Origin of the sequence: Xanthobacter sp. 126 (assembly GCF_000526175.1) — a bacterium.
In the GTDB taxonomy this organism is placed as follows: Bacteria; Pseudomonadota; Alphaproteobacteria; order Rhizobiales; family Xanthobacteraceae; genus Xanthobacter; species Xanthobacter aminoxidans.
Genome location: NZ_JAFO01000001.1, coordinates 2,863,621 through 2,874,994, shown reverse-complemented (window position 1 = coordinate 2,874,994; position 11,374 = coordinate 2,863,621). Strand labels below are relative to the sequence as shown.

Below are 11,374 nucleotides of genomic sequence, written 5' to 3'. Positions count from 1 at the left end.
CATGAAGAAGCTGGTCGCGGCATCCCTCGCCGCTCTCCTCCTCGCCGCAGGCGGGGCGCGGGCGCAGCAGGGCGAGATCAAGGTAGGCGAGATCAATTCCTATTCGGCGCTGCCCGCCTTTCTCGATCCCTATCGCAAGGGGATGGATCTGGCGCTGAAGGAAGTGAACGATGCCGGCGGCATCAAGGGCAAGAAGCTCGTCATCATCTCCAAGGACGACGGCGGCAAGCCGGCCGATGCGCTCACTGCCGCCAACGAGCTGGTCTCGCGCGACGGCGTGGTGATGATCGCCGGCGGCTTCCTCTCCAATGTCGGCCTCGCGCTCGCCGACTTCGCCAAGCAGAAGCAGGTGATGTACCTGGCCGCCGAGCCGCTCACCGACGCGCTCGTCTGGTCCAAGGGCAACGACTACACCTTCCGCCTGCGCACCTCGAACTACATGCAGGCCGCCATGCTGGCGGAAGAGGCGGCGAAGCTCCCGGCCAAGCGCTGGGCGACCATCGCCCCCAACTACGAGTTCGGCCAGTCCTTCGTCGCGGTGTTCAAGGAACTCCTGAAGAAGCGCAAGCCGGACGTGGAGTTCGTCGCCGAGCAGTGGCCGCCGCTGAACAAGATCGACGCCGGCCCGGTGCTCCAGGCCATCGACGCCGCCAATCCCGAGGCCATCCTCAACGCCACCTTCGCCGGCGACCTCGTGAAGCTGGTGCGTGAGGGCAACACCCGCGGCATCTTCAAGAACCGCGTGGTGGTCAGCTATCTCACGGGCGAGCCGGAATATCTCGACCCGCTGAAGACCGAGACCCCAGAGGGCTGGATCGTGACCGGCTATCCCTGGTACGGCATCAAGACCGCCGAGCACCAGGCGTTCCTCGACGCCTACCAGCAGCTCCACAAGGATTATCCCCGCCTCGGCTCCATCGTCGGCTACTCGACCGTGAAGTCCATCGCGGCGGTGCTGAAGGCGACGGACGACTATTCCACCGCCGGCCTCGTGAAGGCGATGGCGAACCTCAAGGTCTCCACCCCCTTCGGCGATGTCGTCTACCGGGCGGCCGACCACCAGTCGACCATGGGCGCCTATATCGGCACCACCTCGCAGAAGGACGGGCAGGGCATCATGGTGAACTTCCAGTTCCGCCCCGGCGCCGACTACCTGCCGCCCGAGGCCGAAGCCGCGAAGCTGCGCCCGGCGAACTGAGGCGGATTTTTCCGCCCGTCACGGTGTGAACCCTCTCCCCTTGCGGGAGAGTGCAGGGTGAGGGGGAGGGGCATCGGGTTTCCGGTGCCGGCTTTCTCGCCCGGCGCCTGCCCCTCCCCCCCAGCCCCTCTCCCGCAAGGGGAGAGGGGAGGCAAAACGGCGCGGGCGGCGCCAGTCAGCCGCCCCCGCATCCGGCCCCTGCCCTCGATGGCGGGTGGCCCAAGAAGATCAAAACTTCCAGCAGGTGAACGAGAGGCTGAAGCCGTGGAATTTCTTCTGGTCCAGGCCCTGAGCGGGCTCGCCAGCGCCGCGTCGCTGTTTCTGGTGGCGTCGGGACTGTCGATCATCTTCGGCGTCACGCGCATCGTGAACTTCGCCCATGGCGCCTTCTACATGCTGGGCGCCTATGTGGCCTACACGCTGACGACGCGCTTTGCCGGCCCGCTCGGCTTCTGGGGGGCCATCGTCGCAGCCGCGATCATCGTCGCAATCCTCGGCGCGCTGATGGAGATGGTGCTGCTCCGGCGCATCTATCAGGCGCCCGAACTCTTCCAGCTCCTCGCCACCTTCGGCGTGACGCTGATGGTGCAGGATCTCGTGGTGGTGATCTGGGGGCCGGAAGACCTGCTCGGCCCGCGCGCCCCCGGCTTCACCGGCGCCATCAGCCTGTTCGGCCGCATGGTGCCGACCTACGACCTCTTCATGATGACCCTCGGCCCAGTGGTGCTCGGCATCCTCTGGCTGCTGTTCCACAAGACCCGCTGGGGCGTGCTGGTGCGCGCGGCGACGCAGGACCGTGAGATGGTCGCGGCGCTGGGCGTGAACCAGAAATGGCTGTTCACCGGCGTGTTCGCGCTGGGCGTCTTCCTCGCCGCCCTCGGCGGCGCGCTGCAGATCCCGCGCACCACCGTCACCCATGCCATGGACCTTTCCATCATCGTGGAGGTGTTCGTGGTGGTGGTCATCGGCGGCCTCGGCTCGGTGTTCGGCGCCTTCGTGGCGGCCATCATCGTCGCCGAGCTGAACGCCTTCGGCATCCTCATCCTGCCGCAGATCTCGCTCATCACAGTGTTCCTGGTGATGGCGGTGGTGCTGGTGGTGCGGCCCTGGGGCCTGTTCGGCAAGCCGGAGAGCGCGCCCCGCGCCGCCGCCGGCCTCACCATCCGGCCCTGGAGGCCGTTCACGCAAGTTGAGCGGGCAGGGGTGGCGCTGGCGGTGGTCGCGGCGGCAATGCTGCCCTTCCTCCTCGGCAATTATGCCCTCACGGTGGGCGCGGAAATCCTCATCTACGTGCTGTTCGCGGCCAGCCTGCATTTCATGATGACGGTGGGCGGCCTCGCCTCCTTCGGCCATGCCGCCTATTTCGGCCTTGGCGCCTATGGCGCGGCATTCCTTGTCAAATACCTGGGCGCGCCCATGGAGGCGGCGCTCATCGTCGGCCCGCTGCTTGGGCTGGCCGGGGCGGTGCTGTTCGGCTGGTTCTGCGTGCGGCTCTCGGGCGTCTATTTCGCCATGCTGACGCTGGCCTTCGCGCAGATCGCCTGGTCCATCGCCTTCCAGTGGGTGGACGTGACAGGCGGCGACAATGGCCTGCTCGGCATCTGGCCGGCGACCTGGGCCTCGCGCCCGGCCGGCTTCTTCTGGCTAGCGCTGGGCATTGCCGTGGTGGGCGTCGGCCTGCTCAGGATGCTGGTGTTCTCGCCCTTCGGCTATGGGCTGAGGGCGGTGCGCGACAGCGCGCTGCGGTCCGAGGCCATCGGCCTCAACCGGCAGCGGATGCAGTGGGCCGCCTTCATCGTCGCAGGCACCTTCGCGGGGCTCGCGGGTGCGCTGTTCGCCTTCCTCAAGGGCTCGGTCTTCCCCGACTACATGGCCATTCCCACCTCGGTGGACGGCCTCGTGATGGTGCTGCTCGGCGGCGTGGAGACGGTCTCCGGTGCGGTGGTGGGTGCGGTGCTATACAAGGCGCTGGCCATCTGGCTGATGAGCCAGACCGACCTTTCCAAGCTGGTGCTGGGCGGCGTCATCGTCGTCATCGTGCTCGCGTTTCCCAAGGGGGTCGTGGGCTTCATCGAGGATCTGCGCCACCGCTGGCCCCGCAAGGGCGACGGCGCAACCGTCGGCGCCACCAAGGCGGAGGCCGCGTGATGAGCCCGCTGCTCGAAGTCAAAGACCTGATGAAGTCCTATGGCGGCGTCCATGCGGTGCGGGGCGTGTCCTTCACGGTGGAGGCGGGCCAGATGCTCGCCCTCATCGGCCCGAACGGGGCCGGCAAGAGCACATGCTTCAACATGCTGAACGGGCAGATTCCGCCCGATGCCGGCACGGTGCGCATCGAGGGGAAGGACATCAAGGGCCTGCCGCCGCGCGCTGTGTGGCGGCTCGGGGTCGGCCGCACCTTCCAGATCACCGCCACCTTCGCCTCCATGACGGTGCGCGAGAACGTGCAGGTGGCGCTCCTGTCCTTCCACGGGCGCATCTCCCGCGTGTTCGGCTTCGCCGGTGCGGCCTGCCGGGCGGAGGCGGATGCGCTGCTGGCGCTGGTCGGTCTCACCACCCAGGCGGAGCGGCCGTGTGGCGAGCTGGCCTATGGCGACCTGAAGCGTCTTGAATTGGCGGTGGCGCTGGCCAATGAGCCGCGCCTCCTCCTCATGGACGAGCCCACCGCCGGCATGGCGCCGCGCGAGCGCGTCGAGTTGATGCGCCTCACCGCCGAGATCGCCCGCGCCAAGGGCATCGGCGTGCTCTTCACCGAGCACGACATGGACGTGGTGTTCGAGCACGCCGACGAGGTGATGGTGCTCAACCGCGGCCAGCTCATCGCCCGCGGCACCCCGGCCGAGGTGCGGCGCGACCCGCAGGTGCGCGCCATCTATCTCGGCGAAGGACTGCTCTACGACGCACGGCACCGCGAGGGGACTGCGGCATGAAACTTCAGGTCTCGAACCTCAACAGCCACTACGGCCCGGCCCATATCCTCTACGACGTGGGCCTTGAGATCGGCGCCGGCGAGGTGGTGGCGCTGCTCGGCCGCAACGGGGCCGGCAAGAGCACGACCTTCCGCTCCATCGTCGGCCTCGTGCCCCAGCGCGCGGGCACGGTGATGTTCGACGGCGCCGACGTCTCGCGCCTGCCGACCTACGAGATCGTGCGGCGCGGTCTCGGCTACGTGCCGGAGGACCGGCGCATCTTCAGCCATCTGACGGTGGAGGAGAATTTCGAGGTGGGCCGGCAGGCGCCGCGCCCCGGCGTCGCCACCTGGACGCCGGACATGCTCTACAAGCTGTTCCCGAACCTCGGCGAGATGCGCAAGCGCCCCGGCGGGCAGATGAGCGGCGGCGAGCAGCAGATGCTCACCATCGGGCGCACCCTGATGGGCAACCCCTCCCTCGTGCTGCTAGACGAACCGTCCGAAGGCCTCGCGCCCAAGATCGTGGAGCAGATGGCCGACGCCATCCTCGCCATGAAGGGGGAGGGGCTTTCGGTGGTCATCTCCGAGCAGAATTTGCACTTCGCCAAGCTGATCTCGGATCGCGCCTACATCATCGAGAAGGGCCGCATCCGCTTTTCCGGCACCATCGCGGATCTGGAGGCCAATCCGGAAATCCGCGACGCCTATCTGGCGGTCTGAGCCATGGCGCTGGAGCCCAAGGCCCTGCGGACGCCCCGCGCGCCCCGGAAGGTGGCAACGCCCGAGGTGGCCGATGCCACGCCCCCCAAATCCACACCGCCCAAATCCACGCCCCCCATGCAGGTGCGACGCCCCGTGCGCCGCTCGCGGGCGAACGCGCCCTATGTGCTGGACGAGCAGGTGGGCTTCATCCTGCGGCAGGTGGGCCAGCGCCACGCCGCCATCTTCGCCGCGCGCATCGGCGACGACCTGACCATGACCCAGTGGGCGGCCCTGTCGAAGCTGGCCGAGACCGGCCCCTGCTCGCAGAACCTGCTCGGGCGTTTGACCGCCATGGATGCCGCCACCATCAAGGGCGTGGTGGACCGCCTCGTCCGCCGCGGCTTCGTGGCGACCCGCCCGGACACCGAGGACGGCCGGCTGCTGGTGGCGGTGCTCACCGCTGCCGGCGAGGAGGCGGTTGCCCGCGCCAGCGTGAACGCCTTCGCCATCACCGAGGAAACGCTCGCGCCGCTGGATGCCGCCGAGCGTGCCATGCTGCTGAAGCTGTTGGACCGGCTGCGGTAGGCGCCCTCCCAGGGCGGGATTCGGCGCGCGCCTTCGATCCGCACGAGCACGGCCGCGCACTCTCATTCGTCGATGGTAAAATGCGCGCTTCTGTCGCAGCGCGTCAACGTCAGCCGGGCCGTGGGGCGCTCGGCAGCCAACCTCTTGTTTCCCGCGCGAAATCAGAGTTCTTGCGGCCAGACTGATAGAGTGAGGCTATCGATATCGCGCAACTTATCTATTTCACATATGGCGTCGGCACCCATATGTTGCACTGCGATGGCTTCGGCCCGTCGTAGCGCAAACACCCCATCGAGGAATTGCCATGTCGCTCGTCAATACTAAGATCAAGCCTTTCACGACGCAGGCTTTCAAGGATGGCAAGTTCATCCAGGTTTCGGACACCGATCTTGCCGGCAAGTGGGCCGTCTTCTTCTTCTACCCGGCCGACTTCACCTTCGTCTGCCCGACCGAGCTGGGGGACCTTGCCGATCACTATGGCGAGTTCCAGAAGCTCGGCGTCGAAATCTACTCGGTCTCCACCGACACCCACTTCACCCACAAGGCGTGGCACGATTCCTCCGAGACCATCGGCAAGGTGAAGTACACCATGCTCGGCGACCCGGCCGGCGTGATCACCAACAACTTCGGCGTCATGCGCGAAGGCCAGGGCCTCGCCGACCGAGGCACCTTCGTGGTGGACCCGAACGGCGTCATCCAGGCCGTGGAAGTCACCGCCGAAGGCATCGGCCGTGACGCCGCCGACCTGTTGCGGAAGATCAAGGCTGCCCAGTACGTCGCCTCCCATCCTGGCGAGGTCTGCCCTGCGAAGTGGCAGGAAGGCGAGAAGACGCTGGCGCCCTCCCTCGATCTCGTCGGCAAGATCTGAGGTTTTACGACCCGATCCGGCCTTGAGGCGTTTGCCTTGAGGCCCCACCGGCTCCCGAAAGGGAGGCGCCCCGACCGTCCGCCGCGGCCTTTGGCCAGCGGCGGACGTGGCCCTTTTGTACCCCGCCGGCTCATTGATCCGGCGTGCTTTTCTGCCGGAGGATTGCCATGCTCGACTCTGCCATGAAGACCCAGCTCAAGGCCTATCTGGAGCGCGTGGTCCGTCCCGTCGAAATCACCGCCGCAGTGGATGGCGGGCCGAAGTCGAAGGAAATGAGCGAGCTTCTGGCCGATATCGCCGAGCTGTCCGACAAGATCACCGTGCGGGAGCACCAGGAGCCGGGCGCGCGCGTGCCGTCCTTCTCCCTGTCTAGCCCCGGCCACGACATTTCCCTCACCTTCGCCGGCCTGCCCATGGGCCACGAATTCACCTCCCTCGTGCTGGCGCTGCTCCAGGTCGGCGGCTATCCGCCCAAGGTGGAGGAGGCGGTGATCGAGCAGGTGAAGGCGCTCGACGGCGACTTCGTGTTCGAGACCTATTTCTCCCAGTCCTGCCAGAACTGCCCGGACGTGGTGCAGGCGCTGAACCTCATGGCCGTGCTGAACCCGCGGGTGAAGCACGTCGCCGTGGACGGCGCGCTGTTCCAGGCTGAGGTCGATGCGCGGCAGGTGATGAGCGTGCCCACCGTCTATCTCAACGGCGAGATCTTCGGACAGGGCCGCATGGGCATCGAGGAAATCGTCGCCAAGCTCGACACCGGAGCGGCCGCCCGTGATGCCAAGCGCATGGGCGAGATGAACCGCTTCGACGTGCTGGTGGTGGGCGGCGGCCCGGCCGGCGCGACGGCCGCCATCTATGCCGCCCGCAAGGGCATCCGCACCGGCGTCGCCGCCGAGCGCTTCGGCGGGCAGGTGCTGGACACCATGGCCATCGAGAATTTCATCTCCGTCCCCTACACCGAGGGGCCGAAGCTCGCCGCCGCGCTGGAGCAGCATGTGCGCGAGTATGAGGTGGAGATCCTGAACCTCCAGCGCGCCGTCAAGCTCGTCCCGGGCAAGGACGTGGTGGAGGTCGAATTCGCCAACGGCGCCAGCCTGCGCTCGCGCACCGTCATCCTCGCCACCGGCGCCCGCTGGCGGCAGATGAACGTGCCCGGCGAGGACGCCTATCGCAACAAGGGCGTGGCCTACTGCCCCCACTGCGACGGCCCGCTGTTCAAGGGCAAGCGCGTGGCGGTCATCGGCGGCGGCAATTCCGGCGTGGAAGCGGCCATCGACCTCGCCGGCATCGTTTCCCATGTCACGCTGATCGAGTTCGACAGCCAGCTGCGCGCTGACGATGTGCTCCAGCGCAAGCTCAAGAGCCTCGCCAACGTCACCATCCTGACCTCCGCCCGCACCACCGAGGTGCTGGGCGACGGCCAGAAGGTGAGCGGCCTCACCTACGAGAACCGCAACACCGGCGACATCCACACGGTGGAGCTGGAAGGTATCTTCGTGCAGATCGGCCTCCTGCCCAACACCGAGTGGCTGAAGGGGGTGGTGGACCTCTCCCCGCGCGGCGAGATCGTCGTCGACGCCCATGGCCAGACCTCGGTGCCCGGCGTGTTCGCGGCCGGGGATTGCACCACCGTGCCGTACAAGCAGATCGTGATCGCGCTGGGCGAGGGGGCGAAGGCGTCGCTCTCCGCCTTCGATCACCTGATCCGCACCAGCGCGCCCGCCGAGGAGAAGGAGACGGCCGTCAGGGCCGCCTGATTGGGCCGCCTGACCTGGCCGGCGGCGGGGCGGACATCATGACCCTGCGCGAGCTGCAATATCTCCTCGCCCTCGCTGACACCCGCAGCTTCCGCCGGGCGGCGGAGCTGTGCAGTGTCAGCCAGCCCACCCTCTCCACCCAGATCCGCAAGCTGGAGGAGGAGTTGGGCGTCGCCCTCATCGAGCGCACGCCGCGCAAGGCCATGCTCACCCCCGCCGGCCGCGACGCGGTGGAACGCGCGCGACGCATCCTCACGGAGGTGGAGCAGCTCAAGGAGGCGGCCCACCGCAGCCGCCATGCGGAGGGCGGGGCGCTGAAGCTCGGCGTGTTCCCCACCCTCGGCCCGTATCTGTTGCCCCATGTGGTGCCGCTGATCCGCCAGCGGTTTCCCGAGCTGGAGCTGCTGCTGTTCGAGGAAAAGAGCGCCAACCTCATCCAGCGGCTGAACCTCGGCACGCTGGATGCGGCTTTCCTCGCACTGCCGGTGCATGACAGCCATTTCCACAGCGAGTTCCTGTTCGAGGAGCCCTTTCTCCTCGCGGTCCCGGGGGGGCACAGCCTCGCCGGGCGGGACACGCTGGGGGTCGCGGAGCTTGCTGGCCAGAACCTGATGCTGCTGGAGGAGGGGCACTGCCTGCGTGACCAGGCGCTGGACGTGTGCCACCAGTCCGGCGCGCGGGAGAAGTCCGAGTTCCGCGCCACCAGCCTGGAAACCCTGCGCCAGATGGTGGCGGCAGGCGTCGGCATCACGCTTCTGCCCATGCTCGCGACGCGCAATCCGGTGCCTCCGGCCCAGAACATCCACCTGCTCGCCTTCTCGGATTCCCGCCCCAGCCGGCAGATCGCGCTGCTCTGGCGCAAGACCTCGGCGCTGGGGCAACTGCTGCATCAGGTGGCCGACATCTGCCGCGGCCTGCCGGAAGATCTGCTGACCCTGCGCCACTGAGCGGCCCTCGATTGTGCCGTTGCGGCACCCCTTACCGGCCGTATTGAAATTTCCGCGCGCACGCCCCTCGTCGATTTCCGCGCCCTTCAACCGGTGCTAGAAGGCTGAAGTTCGAGCCGGCAAATCAGCCCCCAGGGGGAGGGAGGTCGAAGCAGTGATCCGGCGTACCTTCGCGTTCAGGTCCGTCGCTGCTCTCCTTCTGGTCTGGATCGGCCTCGTCGCGGTTTTCGCGATGTTGATGATCCGGAGCAACCTTTCGCGTGCCGATGCGGAGGTCGAGGCCGAGGGCGTCGCCCTGCATCGGCTCCTGTCCCAGCGGGTCGCCCAGCACGACGCCCATCTCACCAGCCTCGCCGCGCTGGTGCAGGCGAGCGATCCGCCGCCGGCCGAGACGGTCCGGCAGGTGGCGACGGGCATCATGCGCTACTACCGCCGCATCCTCTCCATCCGGGTGCTGGAGATGACCCCCGATCAGGTCATCGAGACGCTGGTCGCCGTGCCGGGCGAGATGGAGGGCACGGTGATGCCCCGGTTCGCCCAGCTCGTCTTCGGCCAGAGGGCGGGGGAGGCGCGCTATTATGTGGAAGCCGATCACCCCGAGCACTATTTCCTCGGCAAGCGCGCGGGCAGCGACCGGCGCCTCGCCATCATCCTGGAGATCGATCCCAACGGCCTGCTGACGCCGGAGGAGCGGCTCTCCAGCGACCGCATCAGCCTGAGCCTCGGGCCCTACGCGCTGACCGGTCGCCCGCCCGTGGCCGAGCCCGGCGCCTTCGCGACGCTCACCTTCTTCCGCCCGGCGGACAGCACCACCCAGCCGGTCAATCTCGGCATCGAGCGGCCGGTCTCCTTCTACAGGGCTGTCGCCCCGGTGCCGGTCGCGGCCTTCGCCCTGTTCTCGCTCCTCGCCTTGTTCGCCGGGCGGTACACGCTGATCCAGCGGCACGAGGCGCGCCATGCCCAGCAGCTCGCCGCGCTGGCCGAGGAGCGCAGCCGCCTGCTGGAGCGCGAGACGCAGCTCGCCCATGCCGCGCGGGTCAATTCGCTGGGCGAGCTCGCCTCCGGCATCGCCCACGAACTCACCCAGCCGCTGACCGCCCTGTTGAGCCAGAGCCAGGCGGCGCTGCGCCTGTCCGGTCCAGAGGGCGACCCCGTGCGGCTCTCCGAGGCGCTCGACGCCAATGTGCGGGAGGCGCGCCGGGCCGGTGAGATCCTCCGGCGGATGCGCGACTACATCGCCCGCCGGGCCAGCGAGCGCACGGCGGTGGACATCAGCGACGTGGTGGACGACGCCGCGACCCTCGCCCGCGCCGACCTCGCCCGCCGCGGCATCACGCTGGAACTGGACCTGGAACGCCCCATGCCGCTGGCCAACGCGGACCCGGTGGAGCTGGAGCAGGTGCTGCACAATCTAATCCGCAACGCGGCGGACAGCCTCGAGGAACGCGACGGACCGGACAAGCGCATCCTGATCCGCACCTTCGATGCCGGCGAGACGGTGGCGATCCGCGTCAGCGATACCGGCAAGGGCATTTCGGCGGACGTCCTGCCCCGGTTGTTCGAGCCTTTCTTCACCACCAAGAGGGAGGGCATGGGGCTGGGCCTCTCCCTGTGCGCCACGCTGGTGGAGCGGGCGAGCGGCACCATCGAGGCCGAGGCGCGGCCGGGGGAGGGGGCATCCTTCCTCATCAGCCTTCCCGCTTTGGCCGAACGCCGGCTGGCGGCGCAGTGAGCGCTCCCCGCGTCTATCTCGTCGATGACGATGCCGCCGTGCGGCAGGCCCTCACGCTGCTTCTCTCCACCTACGGCATGACGGTGGAAGCCTTCGCCGACCCCGAGACTTTCCTCGCCCATGTGGACTCGGAGCGCCCCGGCTGCCTCCTGCTCGACCTGAGGATGCCCATGATCTCCGGCATCCAGCTCAAGGAGAAGCTGGCCGCGCGCGGCATCGACTGGCCGGCGGTGATGATTACCGGCCATGGCGACGTCAACGCCTGCCGACGGGCGTTCCGCGCCGGGATGGTGGACTTCCTGACCAAGCCGGTGGACGAGCAGGTGCTGCTCGATGCCCTCGGCACCGCCGCCCGCGCCCTCGACGCCCTCATGGAGCGGCGCGAGGCGGCTTCCCTCCTCGCCAGCCTCACCGAGCGCGAGCGCGAGGTGCTGGACATGGTGTGCCGCGGCTGGGCGACCAAGGAAGTCGCCGCCGCGCTCAGCGTTTCCCCGCGCACCATCGACGCCCATCGGGCGAACATCGCCGAAAAGCTCGGCACCTCCTCCGTCGCGGACTTCGTGCGCATGACACTCAACGCCACGCTCAACGCCCGCGTCCTAGGTAGTTCTACCGATCCCGCCCGGTGAGGCGACGGATTCAGCGCGCGGCTCTCCCGGCCTAGAGAGGCTCAG

10 protein-coding genes are annotated in these 11,374 nt (G+C 68.2%); all 10 read left to right on the top strand.

The window, feature by feature from the left end; all coding sequences use genetic code 11:
- Position 1: 1 nt before the first annotated feature.
- The 10 genes from XAN126_RS0113730 to XAN126_RS0113685 all read left to right on the top strand — a co-directional run bounded on the left by XAN126_RS0113730 (position 2) and on the right by XAN126_RS0113685 (position 11,329).
- Positions 2-1,198 (top strand): ABC transporter substrate-binding protein, encoded by a 1,197-nt coding sequence (locus tag XAN126_RS0113730; protein ID WP_029877165.1) that lies wholly within the window; start codon positions 2-4, stop codon positions 1,196-1,198.
- Positions 1,199-1,462: 264 nt separating this feature from the next.
- Positions 1,463-3,346 (top strand): ABC transporter permease, encoded by a 1,884-nt coding sequence (locus XAN126_RS0113725; protein WP_024279161.1) that lies wholly within the window; start codon positions 1,463-1,465, stop codon positions 3,344-3,346.
- Positions 3,346-4,128 carry an ABC transporter ATP-binding protein gene (locus XAN126_RS0113720; protein ID WP_029877164.1) on the top strand — a complete coding sequence of 261 codons (783 nt, stop codon included), beginning with the start codon at positions 3,346-3,348 and terminating at the stop codon, positions 4,126-4,128. The genes XAN126_RS0113725 and XAN126_RS0113720 overlap by 1 nt, the downstream gene beginning before the upstream one ends.
- Positions 4,125-4,829, top strand: coding sequence for an ABC transporter ATP-binding protein (locus XAN126_RS0113715; RefSeq protein WP_024279159.1), 705 nt, complete (start codon positions 4,125-4,127; stop codon positions 4,827-4,829). Before XAN126_RS0113720 ends, XAN126_RS0113715 begins: the two co-directional genes overlap by 4 nt.
- A gap of 117 nt (positions 4,830-4,946) precedes the next feature.
- Positions 4,947-5,396: a MarR family transcriptional regulator gene (locus XAN126_RS0113710; RefSeq protein ID WP_051460869.1), complete on the top strand. Its 450-nt coding sequence runs from the start codon at positions 4,947-4,949 to the stop codon at positions 5,394-5,396.
- A 304-nt stretch (positions 5,397-5,700) separates the two neighbouring features.
- Positions 5,701-6,264 carry an alkyl hydroperoxide reductase subunit C gene (gene ahpC / locus XAN126_RS0113705; RefSeq protein WP_024279157.1) on the top strand — a complete coding sequence of 188 codons (564 nt, stop codon included), beginning with the start codon at positions 5,701-5,703 and terminating at the stop codon, positions 6,262-6,264.
- A 167-nt stretch (positions 6,265-6,431) separates the two neighbouring features.
- Complete coding sequence (gene ahpF, locus XAN126_RS0113700; RefSeq protein ID WP_024279156.1) at positions 6,432-8,021, top strand: alkyl hydroperoxide reductase subunit F; 1,590 nt, start codon at positions 6,432-6,434, stop codon at positions 8,019-8,021.
- A gap of 38 nt (positions 8,022-8,059) precedes the next feature.
- Entirely contained in the window at positions 8,060-8,968 is a 909-nt protein-coding gene (locus tag XAN126_RS0113695; RefSeq protein WP_024279155.1) for a LysR substrate-binding domain-containing protein, read from the top strand.
- 154 nt (positions 8,969-9,122) lie between these two features.
- Positions 9,123-10,700: an ATP-binding protein gene (locus XAN126_RS0113690; RefSeq protein ID WP_024279154.1), complete on the top strand. Its 1,578-nt coding sequence runs from the start codon at positions 9,123-9,125 to the stop codon at positions 10,698-10,700.
- A complete protein-coding gene (locus XAN126_RS0113685) occupies positions 10,697-11,329 on the top strand; it encodes a response regulator (protein ID WP_024279153.1) in 633 nt (210 codons plus the stop codon). Before XAN126_RS0113690 ends, XAN126_RS0113685 begins: the two co-directional genes overlap by 4 nt.
- Positions 11,330-11,374 lie beyond the last annotated feature (45 nt).

Coding starts and splice junctions, on each gene's coding strand:
- XAN126_RS0113730 (WP_029877165.1), top strand. CDS start 2: ATGAAGAAGCTGGTCGCGGCATCCCTCGCCGCTCTCCTCCTCGCCGCA.
- XAN126_RS0113720 (WP_029877164.1), top strand. CDS start 3,346: ATGAGCCCGCTGCTCGAAGTCAAAGACCTGATGAAGTCCTATGGCGGC.
- XAN126_RS0113715 (WP_024279159.1), top strand. CDS start 4,125: ATGAAACTTCAGGTCTCGAACCTCAACAGCCACTACGGCCCGGCCCAT.
- XAN126_RS0113710 (WP_051460869.1), top strand. CDS start 4,947: ATGCAGGTGCGACGCCCCGTGCGCCGCTCGCGGGCGAACGCGCCCTAT.
- ahpC (WP_024279157.1), top strand. CDS start 5,701: ATGTCGCTCGTCAATACTAAGATCAAGCCTTTCACGACGCAGGCTTTC.
- ahpF (WP_024279156.1), top strand. CDS start 6,432: ATGCTCGACTCTGCCATGAAGACCCAGCTCAAGGCCTATCTGGAGCGC.
- XAN126_RS0113695 (WP_024279155.1), top strand. CDS start 8,060: ATGACCCTGCGCGAGCTGCAATATCTCCTCGCCCTCGCTGACACCCGC.